10 protein-coding genes are annotated in these 15132 nt (G+C 56.8%); 3 read left to right on the forward strand and 7 right to left on the reverse strand.

Going from position 1 to position 15132, the window contains the following annotated elements; all coding sequences use genetic code 11:
• The first annotated feature begins 348 nt into the window (after positions 1-348).
• A complete protein-coding gene (locus PZA18_RS08640) occupies positions 349-1479 on the forward strand; it encodes a lytic polysaccharide monooxygenase (protein WP_284100415.1) in 1131 nt (376 codons plus the stop codon).
• 198 nt (positions 1480-1677) lie between these two features.
• On the opposite strand, the gene xrtQ is transcribed toward PZA18_RS08640, so the two are convergent.
• Positions 1678-3054: an exosortase Q gene (xrtQ, locus tag PZA18_RS08645; protein WP_284100416.1), complete on the reverse strand. Its 1377-nt coding sequence runs from the start codon at positions 3052-3054 to the stop codon at positions 1678-1680.
• Positions 3055-3058: 4 nt separating this feature from the next.
• Positions 3059-5071 carry a VIT domain-containing protein gene (locus PZA18_RS08650; RefSeq protein ID WP_284100417.1) on the reverse strand — a complete coding sequence of 671 codons (2013 nt, stop codon included), beginning with the start codon at positions 5069-5071 and terminating at the stop codon, positions 3059-3061.
• A 234-nt stretch (positions 5072-5305) separates the two neighbouring features.
• Between PZA18_RS08650 and PZA18_RS08655 the strand changes: the two genes are divergently transcribed.
• Entirely contained in the window at positions 5306-5773 is a 468-nt protein-coding gene (locus PZA18_RS08655) for a hypothetical protein (protein WP_284100418.1), read from the forward strand.
• Positions 5774-6302: 529 nt separating this feature from the next.
• On the opposite strand, the gene PZA18_RS08660 is transcribed toward PZA18_RS08655, so the two are convergent.
• From PZA18_RS08660 to PZA18_RS08680, 5 genes are all read right to left on the reverse strand, one after another.
• A complete protein-coding gene (locus PZA18_RS08660; RefSeq protein WP_284100419.1) occupies positions 6303-9047 on the reverse strand; it encodes a TonB-dependent receptor in 2745 nt (914 codons plus the stop codon).
• A 554-nt stretch (positions 9048-9601) separates the two neighbouring features.
• A complete protein-coding gene (locus PZA18_RS08665; RefSeq protein WP_284100420.1) occupies positions 9602-12346 on the reverse strand; it encodes a TonB-dependent receptor in 2745 nt (914 codons plus the stop codon).
• Positions 12347-12985: 639 nt separating this feature from the next.
• Positions 12986-13714: an aquaporin gene (locus tag PZA18_RS08670; protein WP_284100421.1), complete on the reverse strand. Its 729-nt coding sequence runs from the start codon at positions 13712-13714 to the stop codon at positions 12986-12988.
• 17 nt (positions 13715-13731) lie between these two features.
• Positions 13732-14211 (reverse strand): arsenate reductase ArsC, encoded by a 480-nt coding sequence (locus PZA18_RS08675; protein ID WP_284100422.1) that lies wholly within the window; start codon positions 14209-14211, stop codon positions 13732-13734.
• A 93-nt stretch (positions 14212-14304) separates the two neighbouring features.
• Positions 14305-14649: an ArsR/SmtB family transcription factor gene (locus PZA18_RS08680; protein WP_284100423.1), complete on the reverse strand. Its 345-nt coding sequence runs from the start codon at positions 14647-14649 to the stop codon at positions 14305-14307.
• Positions 14650-14821: 172 nt separating this feature from the next.
• Here PZA18_RS08680 and PZA18_RS08685 point away from each other — a divergent pair, with 172 nt between their 5' ends.
• On the forward strand, positions 14822-15088 hold the full coding sequence (locus tag PZA18_RS08685) for a hypothetical protein (RefSeq protein ID WP_284100424.1): 267 nt from the start codon (positions 14822-14824) through the stop codon (positions 15086-15088).
• Positions 15089-15132: the final 44 nt, after the last annotated feature.

The following is a 15132-nucleotide window of genomic DNA, read 5'->3' on the forward strand; positions in this document are numbered from 1 at the left end:
ATCAATAGTTCAACTTTTTCTAATTAATATTTTGACTTCCCGAAATTTTCATGCAAACATCATTATGTCTTTTGCATAAAGGCTTGAGGCTGTATGCAAATGTGCAAGTGCGTATCGGAAGGACGTCGCAAACTCGTGACGCGGAACAGCTAGGCGGCCAGAAAGACCGTAAGGAATGGTGCCCAGGCAACGCCGACAAGGTACCGAGCCTTCACCACCACGCCTGACACATCAACAGCCGCTCAGAGCCTGCCCAAGATCTGCCATTGTCCTAAACCGGCAACGTCAGTCTTTGAGCGGGCACCCAATACTGGTTGGCCCTTTCACATGCTTCCGGGAGAACACCCCATGAAAAATCTGCTTACACCCGCCCTTTTACTGCTAGGCGCCTCGCTGCCTGGAATTGCCCTGGCACACGGCACGCTGGAAATACCCGTCAGTCGCGCACTGGGTTGCTACAAGGAAGGGGCGGAAAGCCCGAAGTCGGAAGCCTGTAAGGCTGCCGTCCAGCTTGGCGGGTCACAGGCGCTATATGACTGGAATGCGATCAACCAGAACCCGAATGGCAACCATCAGGCCTTTGTGCCGGATGGCCAGCTGTGCAGCGGTGGCAAGTCACAGTTCAAGGGGATGGATCTGGCACGTAATGACTGGCCGGCAACTGCCATCGCGCCAGATGCAAACGGTAACTTCGAGTTCGTCTATCACGGCACCGCCCCGCATGCGACGCAGTATTTCCGCTTCTATATCACCCGTGATGGCTACAACCCGCTGCAACCACTGAAGTGGTCAGACCTCGAACTGTTTGCCACATCGAAAGGTGGTCAGGTAGCCAACCAGCGTTATCGTATGTCGCTACCGCTGCCCAAAGGCAAGACTGGCCGCCATATTCTGTACACCGTGTGGCAGCGTTCAGATAGCGCCGAAGCGTTCTACTCCTGCTCGGATGTGAAATTCTCGGACGATGGTGGCAAACCACCGCAACCCACCAACTGGAAGGAAGTCGGTCAAGTCATGGCACGCCAGGATCTGGCCGCCGGCAGCAAAGTGACGCTGCGTCTGTTTGATGGCGCCGGACGCGATGCCGCCAAGCACACCATTACGGTCGATGCCGCATCCGGCAAGGCCAATCAGTGGCCGCTGGCGCTGGCGCAGAACGTCAACAGCAATTCCAGCTTTGCTCGTATCGGTGTTTTTTCGAACGGCAATGTCAGCCCGGTTGCCGATGCCACTGCCAACCGTGTGTATGTAGACAAGGCGCATGGCGACCACACCTCGCAGATCGACATCAGCGCACCAGACACCCCTACCCCCAACCCTGGCGGCAATGAGTGGAAGGAAGGCGCCTCGTATGTCGTTGGCCAGGTGGTCAGCTATCGTCGCGGCAGTTACCGTTGTCTGCAGGCCCACACGGCCTGGGCAGGTGCCAACTGGAATCCAGCTTCGTCACCAACATTGTGGGAGCCGTTGAGCAAATAACGGCTCATCGGCGAGCGCCTCTGCAACGCCATGCCCAACAAAAACCACAGCCTAGGCTGTGGTTTTTGTTGGGCATGGCATCCTAGGCCGCACTCATCCAGCCTTGCTCTATCCCAAATCCCGATCCTGCCCACAGAGTTTCACCAGAACACAATCTGCAAACCTGACGTCAACAGAGCCTAGATATCGGCAAGGCGGTCAAATCGGCCGGGCGGTCGTCACCACCTGCCATGGGCCAGTGGATTCGCCAGTCTGGGCAGACCAATACCAGGCCGAAACATCTGTGAAAGTGCGGCCCTGCCGGTCTTCGATCAACTCACACACGTGCAGCCTCCGGTCACCCTTGCGGGCAATGAAGCAGCGTTGCAGCTTGGGCGCACGCAGATGGCTATCTGGCCGTTGCAGCAATCCGATCGCTGAAATCTGATAGCCCAGGCCACGAAAGCAGTCGCTGGCAGGGTGCAGCTTGCGGGTGGCGACATTCACCTGCCGAAGCGTGACGACTTGCTCGCCGTTGTCGAAGCGGCCAATCGCGCCGGGAAAGCTTGCCAGGAAGGCACGCTCCACACTGCTCAAGGCCAGCGGGCGTAAAGGGCGGCCATCGAAGTGGCTCGGCCATTCCACCATGACCGGGCCGACGTGATCTGGCATGGCATTGGCCCGGCCTGTCCACGGGCTCAGGCAGAGTACCGCGGCAAAGCCAACTGCCAGCGCGGCCTGCAGGCGGGGATGTGAGCGATCTTTCCAGCCAAGCGGCAAAGCAGCAGGCATGACCCTATGCACCTGGCTCACCGCCCCAGCCATCAGGCGCAAGACCAGACCACAGACCCCCGCAAATACCACGAGGCCCGTGGCTTCGTGCGTCCAGGCGGGCCAGGCCACCAGACCACTCTCTTTCACCACCAGCACACTGTTACGCACAATATTGCCGCTGAGCACGATGACGCCCACCCAAGGCAGGCGCCCCAGAAACTGCCGGTCTGCAAGCCGGAACCAGCCCGCCGTCGCGCAGGCGGTAAAGTAGGCCATCCAGCCCATCTGTACGCCAGAACACGGCGCATCCACCATCACCAGCTGTCCGGCCAGAGCCAGTGCGCTGCCCTGACGCTCAACCGCGATGCCAACCAGACGCAGCAATTGTGCTGTCGCCTCTGCGGTCAGCACCCGCAACGGGTATCCGGCAAAGAATTGCAGCGAAGAGATGATCGGCAAGGCGAGCCAGCCCAAACCCAGCCACGGCAATACGGCCAGACCTGTCGGGCGGATGGCCAGTGCGGTCAGCAGCACGGCCGCCACCGCCCATACCGCACGGATCAAGGGGGGCAACAGGTTGCCACTGGCGGCGGTCACCACGGTCAGCAGCAACGCCCCGGCCAGTGCCGGCAGGCGCGGTGAGCGGCGCAGAGCCAACCGATCCCGCCAGACCAATGCCAGCAAGACCAGTAGCGCGACCAGGCCCAGCGGGTCATCCGAACCATCCCGCATTCGCGCGAATGCCCAAGCCCAGATCGGCCATAGTGGCAACACCGACAACAGTAACCAGCTCCAGCCGGGCAAACGGTTGAGGCCTTGCATGGCTTCAGCTCCGCGCCTTGGCTTGTCGGCGAGCCACATAAACCATACCCGCCAGGGCCATCAGCAACATGGCCCAGGTGGCCGGCTCAGGCGTGCTGCTGACTTGGTTGGCAATCGCCGGATTGGCAATGGCTTGATTACCGACCCCTTCCGGCAGAGGCTGGGGCTGGTTGACGGTATCACTGCTACCGTTGGGGTTCCGCACGCGCTCATCAATCGCAATGAACGAGGTGTAAGCCGTGAGCAGGTTGTAGCCCAGTCCCAGATCCAGGATCTGCTGGCGATAGGTATCGCCGCCCTCGATGGCCTGTTGGTCACTCAGGGCCGCCACCCGATGCCGAGCCCACAGATAGCGCAACGCCTCGTTGGCGGTGCTGACTTGTTCGGCTTTGATGGGCAACTCGGCCTTGAAAGGGCCAGTTGCCGCCCGCCCTTCCAACACCAGACGCCCCTTGGGCTCGCCACGCCATTTTCCGAACAGGATCACCGGCCGTTGGGCGAATACATCCGGCAGCGTCAGCGGCTCGACATCGTAGGCCTCAAAGCCGTCGAATCGTGCTTTCAGATGACTGAGAACCGGAGAATCGATCACCCGCCGAAAACGCTCGGCCTGCTCGGCGGCCGAAGAAGCATCCAGCACGATATACGGCTCCCCCTGTCCGGCGCGGGCGATGCCTTCCATCAACATCCGGTTCACCGACGTACCAATGCCGAACGAAAACACATTAGCCTTGTTCAGGTTCTGCCGGATCAACTGAAAAACCTCTTTCTCGACCGTGACAAAGCCATCAGTTACCACCACGAAGGTGCGGGCGCGTTCGCCATCGGCAGGCATCGCCAGGGCATCCCGCAGGGCAGGCACCAGCTCCGTGCCGCCACTGCCCATCTGTTCATTCAACAGGGTCAGCGCACGTTCAATCGCCTGTGGCGTGGCCGGCACTGACTTCGGGGCCAACATGGTGTTGCTGCCGGAAAACAGCATGACATTGAAGCTATCGGCCGGACGCAGATTACCCAGCAGCTTTTGCATCAGTACCTTGGTGGTATCAAGCGGAAAGCCATGCATCGAGCCAGAAATATCGACCACAAACACATATTCACGCGGGACGATCTGGCTATTGGCCACCTGCTTCGGCGGCTCCACCATCGCCAGGAAGAAATTTTCCTTCTTGCCGCGCGACAGCAGTATGCCGCTCTCGATCTGCTCGCCAGCCAGCCGGTAGTTCAGGATAAAGTCACGGTTGTTCTCGTTCTGCTTGCCAGGCGCCAGCCTGACCAATGCCTCTTGAGGCCCCGACTTCTGCACCTCTACTGAATGGCTGGGCGATCGGATCTCCTTCGCCTCAGCGGGCGTTGCCAGTCGGACATTCATAATGAAACCCGTTCTGGAAACCTCACCGGCGGGCAGATGCGCCGTCGCCGCCCACTTCTCTGCCCCCCCTGCTGTCGCGGCCTGGCCGTTGTAGCGAGGCCCGACCACCGTTGGAAAGACAAATTGATAGACGCCGTCAGTTGGCACCAACAGTTCGGTGTAATGCAGTTCGACGTTGACCTCATCGCCCGGCAAGATGTTGGCAACATTCATTTCGAACACATTGGCACGTTGCTGCTCCAGCAAAGCAGCTGTCTTGCCCTGCTGTTTTGCCTGGTTGTAATCGGCCTGCGCTTGTTGTTTCTCGCGTATCGCCGCCGTCAGCACGCGCTGACCCAGCCGCACCGTCATGCCGTAAACCGCAGCACGGGTCGAACCCGGAAACACATAGCGCGCCTCCAGAGCCGATTTGCCTTCGTTGCGATATTGCTGGGTGACCGTGACATCGGCGATCACCCCGACAACACGCACATCGACCTTGGTGTTCTTCAAGGGCAGGCGGTCGGTTGCCGGATCACTACTATTCACCACAAAGTAAGGGCTGTCGCCCTGTTCCCCCAGCACGGGGCCAGGGTTCGCCCAGGCCCACCAGGGCAACAAGATCACACAGCCCACCAGCCAGCGCCAAAACAGATTCAGCGTCATATTGCTTCCCCAATCCGTAAAAGATTTGCACAGGGTCAGCATCCACTAGCCAAACGAGAACCGTTTGAGATTTGCGAGAGAAGTATGAAGATCAGGTGAAGTCGCTACACCACCGGGCTACAGCGTCTGAACACTCGCCCGAAAAGGGACTGAAACGACAAGATTTAACGCATCAATTAGCAGGCTTATCTAGAATGAATCCATGCACCATCAGCATCCATTCAGGGGGGTGACATGATTCGTACCGTTCCCGATCGTCTAGAGAACGCCAAGTGGCTGGCGGTGGAGGGGCACTATGCCGAAGCGATCGCGGACATCGACGCCGTATTGGGTGAAACCGACTCGCCCAGCCTGGATGCCCTGCGACTCAAGGGCAATACCCTCGAACTACAGGCCAACGACCCGGCCACTTCGGCAGACACCCGCGCCCGCAATGCCTGCCGCCAAGCAGCGCTGGCCTGTTATCAGCAGATTCTGCAAATCAACCCGAATTATCTTTACGCTCTGCTGGATCTCGCCGATTACTATCAGGCCGAAAACGACCACGCCAGCGCCATGCAGTATTACAACCGCGCCCTTGCGCTACTCGAACAGGACAAATCCTTTATCGACCCTCAGGTAGAGGTGGATGAAATCCGTCAAAGTCTGGCGACATCAGCCGAAGCCGCCGCCCGCCAGGGCGTAAGGCCCAGCGACAATTAGGGTCGCAAACGCAATACCCAGTTTTTAATAGCCGCCGTATCACGAATATTGCCGCCATAGGGTATTCGGGGTCGCAAGCTTTCGTTGCTTTTCCTGTAGGGATTGGGCTTATAAGCCATTGGATAAATCAAACTACCATGACCACTGGGCAATTCAACAATGGCATTTTCCGAATAATGCGTATCGGCGTCTGTTTCAGTCCCAATATGAATTGCCCCCAAACTCACCACCTCGGCGATCAGATTCAGGTAGAAACTCGTACAGTGCGAGTCCTTTAAAATAAAAGCTGGCGCCCGTTATTTTCGAATCCCTGAGAAATATCTCAGCAATAGAAATCTCTTTTTTTTATTTTTAATATGCGATAACCATCTACCAACCACTGGCCGATGAATCTCAGATCATTTAAATACAACATATCGATTTGCATCTTAAAAAAACAAACCCTCCACCAGGGAGGGTTTGTTGATTACGCGATGAGCACCCCGTTTATACAAGGTGTCTGCATCTTCCAGCTTCCGCTGGCTACAAATTAGAACTTGTAGCTGGCAGTTGCGTAGAAGGTACGCAGCATCATGTCGGCGTAGCGAGCATCGAAGCCAATCTGGTGGCCCGAGCTGTTACGCAGTGACAGAGGAGGTTCGCGGTTAAACAGGTTCTTGATACCGGCACGAACTTCCATCGACTTGTTGACTGCGTACTTGCCTTGCCAGTCGATCGTGCTGTAAGTCGGCACTTCCAGACGGATGTTCTCGTTCTTGCCAGTGCCAAGGTTACGCACAGTGGCTTCAGCATCGGTGTAACCCGAGCGGAAGTTCACGGTCAGCGAGTTGGTCAGCGCGCCAGTCTGCAGCGTGCTGGTGAACTTGGCGATAGTCCGGAAAGTAACGTTGTTGTTGGTGCCGAAGAAGCCCAGGCTGTCTGTCCATTCGGTGGTACCTGGCTTGGTGTAGTCAGCCTTGATCATGTAGGTACCGTTGAAACTGTTGGTCAGCGTGCCGAAGTCAAACTTCATGCGGCTGCTCATATCCCAGTCGATACCACGATTGTGTACTTTACCGATGTTGACCGATGCGAGCTTGTACGCCCAGTAGACGTTGCCGGTTGCCTTTTCTTTCCAAGGCATGAACAGCTCTTTGTAACGCTCCGGATCAGCAAACGCGAGTTGCTCGTCCACCTGCGAAACGGCGTCCTTGATCTCGACATCCCACAGATCCAGACCACCCGAGAACAGCGGCGAAGGCTCGAAACGGAAGCCCAGTGTGTATTGCGTGGACTTTTCAGGCTTCAGCTTGTCGTTACCCACTGACAGGCGCTGGTATTGAGCTTTGCCAGTCTTGCACAACTCTGCCGATCCATTCGGGAACGGGCATGAGTAGTTCGATGCCGTCACACCACTTTCGTTCAGCGGGCGAGCGATTTCCAGCATGGAAGCAGTCTTGAAGCCGGTGCCGTACGAACCACGCAGCAACAGGGCTGGCATAGGCTGATAACGTGCCGAAATCTTGTAGGTGCTGGCGCTCTCACGACCACCCAAAGTCTCTTCTTTGGAGCTGTTATCTGCTTGAACCACACGGCTCTTCACACCAGAGATGCTGTCAAAGCGCGTACCAATCGTCACTTCCAGATCCTTGACGACAGGCAGCAACAACTCGCCGAACACACCGTAGTTCGAGCGCTTCATGTCGTACTGATTTGGCGCGGCGAAGTTATAGATCATGTCGTTCTTGGCAGCATCGGAAGGATCCTGCTGGAACTGGACTTCACGGTAATCGGCACCCAGACCGAGGTTGGCCATGCCGCCAGGCAACTTGAACAACTCGCCGGAAGCACGGGCATCCACACCCTTGGCGGTGGTCGAAGAGGTACGAACCGAACCGTTGTAGATGCTCTTGGCGATCTTGGCACGGGTCGCTTCACTTTGCTGGCCGATCGGCGCAAACGGATCGAATTCGCCCTTGGCCAGCATGTCGCGGAACTCTGCGTCGAGCATATAGCCACCGACATAGCGCTCGTCGAGCTTGTTCTTCGACCAGGTCAAAGCACTGTTGAAGTTCCAGCCCGCCAGATCGGCTTCGCCACCGAAGACGAAGTGAGACGAATCGGTGATGGTCTGGCTGGCGCGGCCGCCCCACTCATAGGTACGGTAGCTACCAGCAACGCGGGTAACACCCTTGGCTTGCTCGGCTGTCAGGTACGGCAGAATGTACTTCTTGTACATTTCCGAGTTGGTGGCGATATTGAACGGCGCGTTATTAGGGGCGATACGCGCAGTCAGATCAAAGCGGGTCAGCGCCAGATCGGAGAACAGCTTGAATTGGTCGTTCAGCTTGTAGCTGGCGGTAGTAAAGAAGCTGTCGCGCTTGTTCTCGGGCAGGATCTCAACGGTTGCGCCGAAGTCGAAGTTACAGTTCTTCGAATCGGTAATGCTCTCGTAGGTCAGCTGCGGGCACTTGCCATTGTTGGCCGCCTTGTAGGGGTTGAAGCTGATGCCCTGGGTCTTGCCGGCAGCATCCTTGTAAGTCACAGTGGCGTTGGCCGGGATCGACGCGGCGGAGGTACGGTCGTAAACGTAGTTGTTGCCGTTGAAGTAGAACGGAACGTACGCGGTCTTGGCGAACTCGCGGTCGGTCGCCTTCATCTGCTTCTGTTCTTCGTGGCGATACGACACCACCATATTGAAGCGGTCTTCCATCAGGTTCAGACCGTAGCTGGCGTTGAGGTTCCAGCTCTCGCCACCACCTTCTTGTGGGGCATCGAAGCCGACTTCAACGTTTCCGCCGTCCTGCTTCTTCTTCAGGATGAAGTTGACCACGCCAGCGATGGCGTCAGAACCGTACAGCGCCGAAGCACCATCGGTCAGCACTTCGACACGCTCAACGGCGCTCAGCGGAATCGAGTTCAGGTTAACCGAGCTACCGGATTCGAACGGCGCAACGCGACGGCCATTCAGCAATACCAGTGTGTAGTCTTCGCCGATGTCGTGGATCGAAGCACTAACGCGGCCACCAGAGTTACTCCCGGCAGCAATTGCCGAGATGGTGAATCCCTGCATGGCAGGCAGTTTCTGGATCAGCTCAGCAACTGTAGTTGCACCGGTACGCTGAATGTCTTCGCGCTTGAGTTGCTGAACGGGGATCGCACCTTCCTTGGCGATACGTTTGATACTGGTACCGGTTACTTCGATCTTATCGACCGACTCGGCACCCATAGCCACCTGGCCGATGCCTACGGCACCGATCAGCATGACTGCCTGGCTAATTCTCTTCAGCTTCATTACGTTTTCCCTCGATAACATCTGGGTTTGTAGAAATCATGGATAGCCGAGCAGCAATGCAGACCCGAAACCTCATCCAGTATTCCCGTCTTCAGATAGGTCGCCCTGCTTGTCTGGGCGGCCCTTCTCTTCGATATGTAAAAACTGCTTAAAAGCATTGTTTCCCGCCGTCCCTGGCGACGAGAACTGCGGAAGTAGACTTGTTCTTGTAGTTGTCCGTCAATCCCCCTACGTCATTGTCAATCAGGGATAGCGCTTGCTGACCGTTCGGTCAGCTACATTAGGGAACGCTGATGCTAGCCCTGACAAGTGTTACAGGCGTGTAAATCTTGCAACTTCTCCTGAATTGACAGCAATAATTGGCTTGACCTTGTGTTGCATCTTCGCCACTGCACAATTCAAACGGAATATCGCGAACAACCTCATCTAATTAAGAAGAGGCCTCTCTTTGGGCAGAGGGGGTCAGCGTCGGCTGTTGGATTCTGTCTACATTCATCAAAAAAACGCCCCACCGAAGTGGGGCGCTTTTGCTACGGCAACAAAGTAACCCGCAATTAGAACTTGTAGCTGGCCGTTGCGTAGAAGGTACGCAACATCATGTCGGCGTAGCGTGGGTCAAAGCCAACCTGGTGGCCGGAGCTCTCACGCAGGGACAGCGGAGGTTCGCGGTTGAACAGGTTCTTGATGCCAGCGCGCACTTCCAGCGACTTGTTGACGGCGTACTTACCCTGCCAGTCGATCGTGCTGTAGGTCGGCACTTCCAGACGGACAAACTCGGTCTTGCCGGTGTCAAGATTGAGTACCTTGGTGCTCGCATCGGTGTAACCCGAACGGAAGTTGACGGTGAACGAGTTGGTGAACGCACCGGTCTGCAGCGTGGTCGAGAACTTGGCCACGGTGCGGAAGGTGACTTGATCGTCAATCCCGAAGAAGCCCAGGCTGTCGGTCCACTCTTCCGTGCCGGCCTTGGTGTAATCGGCCTTGATCATGTAAGTACCGTTGAAGCTGTTGGTCAGCGTGCCGAAATCCAGCTTGATGCGGCTGCTTACGTCCCAGTCGATACCACGGTTGTGCTGCTTGCCGATATTGACCTTGGCATCCTTGAACGCCCAGTAAACCCTACCAGTTGCCTGCTCTTTCCAGGTGGTGAACAGCTCGCGATAGCGCTGTGGATCGCTGAAAGCCAAGTCTTCCGACACCGAGGACACGGCATCGCGGATTTCAACATCCCACAGATCCAGACCACCCGAGAACAGCGGCGAAGGCTCGAAGCGGAAGCCCAGTGTGTATTGCGTGGATTTCTCTGGCTTGAGCTTGTCGTTACCTACAGACAGCTGCTGATAGGTGTTCAGGCCTGGCTTGCAGTAGCCGTTCGGATCGTTGCCGGCAAACGGGCAGGAACGCGGTGTAGCGGTAACGCCGTACTCTGTCAGCGGACGAGCGATATCGAGCATGGTGGCGGTCTTGAAACCGGTGCCATACGAGCTGCGCAGCAGCAAGCTCGGCATAGGCTGGTAGCGCATCGACACCTTGTAGGTACCCGAGCTTTGACGTTCGCCGACGGTTTCTTCCTTCATGGCACCCGCCTGCTCGAAGCGGCTCTTGACGCCAGAAATGCTGTCGTAACGCGCCCCGACGGTCACTTCGAGGTTCTTCACCAGCGGCAGCAGCAATTCGCCGAACATGCCGTAGTTACTGCGCTTGAGGTCATAGGCATCCGGCGCAGTCACGTTGTAGATCATTTCCTTCTTGGCAACATCCGAAGGTGTCTGCTCGAAGGCCAGCTCGCGGTAGTCGGCACCGATACCGAGATTGGCGGCACCGCCAGGCAGCTGGAACAGTTCACCCGACGCCCGGCCGTCGATGCCCTTGAGCGTGGTGGACGCTGTGCGCAAAGAACCGTTGTAGATGCTCTTGGCGATCTTGGCGCGGGTGGCTTCGCTTTGCTGGCCGATCGGCGCAAATGGATCGAATTCACGCTTATCCATCATTTCGCGGAATTCTTTGTCGAGCATATAGCCGCCAACGTAACGCTCGTCGAGCTTGTTCTTCGACCAGGTAATGGCGCTGTTCAGGTTCCAGCCCGCGATATCTGCTTCGCCACCAAAGACAAAGTGTGCGGAGTCGGTAATGGTCTGGCTGGCACGGCCACCCCAGTCAAAGGTCCGGTAGCCACCGGAAATATCGGTCACGCCCTTGGCTTGCTCGGCCGTCAGGTAGGGCAGGATGTATTTCTTGTACTGATCCGAACCAACGTCCACGCTGAACGGCACGGCGTTCGGCGCAATCTTGGCAGTCAGGTCAAGACGAGTCAGCGCCAGATCAGAGAACAGTTTGAACTGATCGTTGATCTTGTAGTTGGCCGTCGCGTACATATTGTCACGCTTGTTTTCTGGCAGGATTTCAACGGTCGAGGCGTAGTCGAAAATGCACTTGTCCGGCTCGTTGTAGCTCTCGTAAGTCAGCTGAGGGCATGCGCCATTGTTTGCCCGCTTGTAGGGGTTGAAGCTGACCGATTGCAGGTTGCCCTTGGCGTCCTTGTATTCCACATCGACGTTGGCAGGAATCGAATTGGGCGAGCTCTTGTCGTAGCGATAGTTGTGGCCGTTGAAGTAGAACGGGAAACGTGCCGACTTGGCAAACTCGCGGTCGGTCGCCTTCATCAGCTTCTGCTCTTCGTGGCGGTACGACACCAGCACGTTCAGGCGATCGTCCATCAGGTTGAGGCCATAGCTGGCGTTGACGTTCCAGCTCTCGCCGCCACCTTCCTGAGGGACGTCGATGCTGACTTCAGCGTTGCCACCGGTTTCTCGCTTCTTCAGGATGAAGTTGACTACCCCGGCAATCGCATCAGAGCCATACAGCGCCGAAGCACCATCTGTCAGCACTTCAACACGCTCTACGGCGCTCAGCGGGATCGAGTTGAGGTTGACCGATGCACCAGACTCAAACGGCGCCACCCGGCGACCATTGAGCAATACCAGTGTGTAGTCTTCGCCAATCGCATGGATCGACGCACTGGAGCGGCCACCCGAATTGGTGCCAGCTGCCAGCGGCGCAATCGTGAAGCCCTGCATGGCAGGCAGCTTCTGGATCAGTTCGGCAACTGTTGTGGCACCCGTGCGCTGAATATCTTCGCGCTTGAGTTGCTGTACCGGGATGGCACCTTCCTTGGCGATACGTTTGATACTGGTACCGGTCACTTCGATCTTCTCGATCGACTCCGCCGCCATAGCCATTTGGCCGATGCTCACCGCACCGATCAACATGACAGCCTGGCTGATACGCTTCAGCTTCATTTGTTTTCCTTAAAAATAACTACGCCGGATCACCTATCCCTACATGACCATCCCGCCCGGAATAAAACCTTGGCCGGGAATCAAATCAGGCCGGAAAGGCGATGCCCTCACAGCCAAAAGCATGCGAATAAATGGAATATCCGGACAAAATTAATAGACAAAAAATAAGGGCATAGCGCATTCGTCAAACCCCCTACGAGGGTTTGCATCACTCACTACAGTAGACCAGCTTGAATACCGGATTTCTTGGCAGATTTCTTTGCCTTGACGAGATTCCCGACAAAGACAGCCCTGCTCAGCCAACACGCCCATAGAGGCAAAAATCGGCTGCAATATGGCTTACAGCTTGAAACTCACCCTTCTGCACCCATCCAGAATCAGCGCAGGACCGGGCAGCCCGGCAGACTTTCCACCCCCTTACATGTGAAAAGGTCGCAGCAGTTAACTGCTTACAGACTGAATCGTCAAGCGCATGGCGTGGAAAGTGCTTTCTGGATGCACAGGATCGAAGGGCATGGTCAGATTGATTGGCACCCGCCATGCCCTTGAAAAGACATTTCAATAATTCAAACCAAACTGGCAATTTAAAAAGTAAGCTTTTATTTTAATTACCGTTTTATCACTCCAGCGCGAAGGCAATTAGCGGCTGCCTTTCTTCTTGCGAGGCTCGTATTCCCGCTGCGTATCGTTATCGGGTGTCCGAACGGCTACAAAACTATTTTTCTGCATCCAGCGCCAGAGGGGGACCGCGCACGCAACAGCCAGACCCTGCGCCACCACAAAACCCGGCACATCCAACGGACGGATGCCAGCAAAGGTATCAGTCAGCGAACGCGCCAGGGTGACAGCCGGATTGGCAAACGAGGTCGAAGCCGTAAACCAGTAGGCCCCCACGATGTAGGCCGCAACGGCAAAAGGCGTGGCCGTTGGCCGGTTTTGCGAGCAACCGAAGATCACCATCAGCAGACCAAACGTTGCAACAAACTCACTCCACCACTGATCAGGTCCGGAGCGCACATGCTGCGACAGCGCAAACAAGGGTTCGTTGAACATGCCATGCGCGGCGGCGACGCCACAAACAGCCCCCAGAATCTGTACCAGGCTATATGCCAGCGCAGACCGGGCACTGAGTTCACCACGCAGATGCGCAGCCAGCGATACCGCCGGATTGAAATGTGCGCCAGAGATCCCTCCGAACGTCAGAATCAAGGCCACCAGGCCCCCTCCGGTTGCCAGCGCATTGGCCAGCAATGCGAGGCCGACATTCCCGCCCGACAAGCGGTCGGCCATGATGCCGGAGCCAACAACTGTTGCCAGCAGGAAGGCCGTGCCTAACCACTCGGCCAGCAATCGTCTGCGTAAATCCATTGGCTTTGCCTCCATGGTCAGGCACCCAGCAGACCGATGCGATCCAGCTCAGCCTTGAATGCTGCGCGGTCCTGAGACAGTTGTGTCAAAGGCAGCGCCAGGAAGGCTTCGATCCGCGCCCGCAGCGTGCGGTAAGCCAGTTCAAAAGCAGCGTCGATGTCCGCCTCGCTGCCAGTGGCTTTCGCCGGGTCTGCCACTCCCCAGTGCGCACGTAATACTGGCCCCAGGTAGGCTGGGCAAGTCTCGCCAGCGGCATTGCCACAAACGGTGATCACAATATCAGGCGTCACGGGCAGGCCTTCCCATGACTTGCTGTGCAAGCCTTCCGTGGCAATGCCTTCCTTTTCGAGCAGCGCCAGCGAGCGTGGATGCACATAGCCTGCAGGCTGGCTACCCGCGCTAATGGCGCGGATGCTTGCCGGAGCCAGCGCATTGAATGTTGCTTCCGCCAGAATCGAGCGGCAGGAGTTTCCGGTGCAGAGAATCAAGATATTCATCAGATTTTCCTTCTTTAGTAACAAGCAGTTATTGAAATTCGCATCGGGGGCCTATCTGCTCTGGGCACTGCCGGCATTTTCCCCGTCACTTCCTTAGCAGTCTTTGCAAGCAGCGGGGATCGGCAGGACCTCAGCGCAGAGTTCGGGCTGGCCAGCGCAGCAACGCTCGGTCAGATAAGCAATCAGTTCACGCATCTGTGGCAGATGGGCGCGGTAGCGCAAATAGCGACCTTCCGTTTCGACGGTCGTCAGCCCGACCTCGGTCAGCAGCTTCAAGTGAAACGACAAGCGCGAAGGCGCAACATCCAACTGGCTAGCCAGATCGCCAGCCACCATGCCAGCCTGCCCTGCTTCGACCAGCAGACGATAGGCATCCAGCCTGACCGCTGAAGCCAGCGCTTCAAAGACATGCAGGGCCTGCTCTCTTTGCATATTCATTTCAATTTTTTTTGAAATTAATGTCCACAAAAAAGCCCGAAAGGGCCTGGGCTCTGCTGACGTGTTGTTCATGGAGCGCGCGCATTGTTGCAGATGACCGCCTCTATGCCAATCATCCCGGCCTCGGGGTATGCTGGCCGGGTTAACGCTCACTCCCCCGCCCCAGCCACTTATGTCGTCACCCGCTATTCCTTATCCCCGCTTGAGCAGCCATCTCAATGTCTGGAACAGCTGTCTGCATCTTCTGCAACGGGCTGGTTATGCCCTCTCGACCGAGGAAGTCAGCGCGGACGGCGACGTCCTGTGGCTGGCACGGCGCGATGGCTACACCCTGATGGCAGATAATCCGATCGAATTGCTAGGCTCTGTTGACGTTTTATTTTCGGATCGCGTTTCGTCGGATTTGGGCCTGATGCAAGGCGAAAAGCGCGCCGCTTAGTGGGCTAAGCAAGCGATTTTCAACACCGCAGCAGGCCCAAATCC

The sequence above is a fragment of the Parachitinimonas caeni genome (assembly GCF_030129945.1).
Classification (GTDB): Bacteria; Pseudomonadota; Gammaproteobacteria; order Burkholderiales; family Chitinimonadaceae; genus Parachitinimonas; species Parachitinimonas caeni.

Bases quoted from the DNA above. Each gene is read 5' to 3' on its own strand.
- PZA18_RS08665 (WP_284100420.1), bottom strand. From the start codon at position 12,346: ATGAAGCTGAAGCGTATCAGCCAGGCTGTCATGTTGATCGGTGCGGTG.
- PZA18_RS08680 (WP_284100423.1), bottom strand. From the start codon at position 14,649: ATGAATATGCAAAGAGAGCAGGCCCTGCATGTCTTTGAAGCGCTGGCT.
- PZA18_RS08660 (WP_284100419.1), bottom strand. From the start codon at position 9,047: ATGAAGCTGAAGAGAATTAGCCAGGCAGTCATGCTGATCGGTGCCGTA.
- PZA18_RS08650 (WP_284100417.1), bottom strand. From the start codon at position 5,071: ATGACGCTGAATCTGTTTTGGCGCTGGCTGGTGGGCTGTGTGATCTTG.
- PZA18_RS08670 (WP_284100421.1), bottom strand. From the start codon at position 13,714: ATGGATTTACGCAGACGATTGCTGGCCGAGTGGTTAGGCACGGCCTTC.
- PZA18_RS08675 (WP_284100422.1), bottom strand. From the start codon at position 14,211: ATGAATATCTTGATTCTCTGCACCGGAAACTCCTGCCGCTCGATTCTG.
- xrtQ (WP_284100416.1), bottom strand. From the start codon at position 3,054: ATGCAAGGCCTCAACCGTTTGCCCGGCTGGAGCTGGTTACTGTTGTCG.
- PZA18_RS08640 (WP_284100415.1), top strand. From the start codon at position 349: ATGAAAAATCTGCTTACACCCGCCCTTTTACTGCTAGGCGCCTCGCTG.
- PZA18_RS08655 (WP_284100418.1), top strand. From the start codon at position 5,306: ATGATTCGTACCGTTCCCGATCGTCTAGAGAACGCCAAGTGGCTGGCG.
- PZA18_RS08685 (WP_284100424.1), top strand. From the start codon at position 14,822: ATGTCGTCACCCGCTATTCCTTATCCCCGCTTGAGCAGCCATCTCAAT.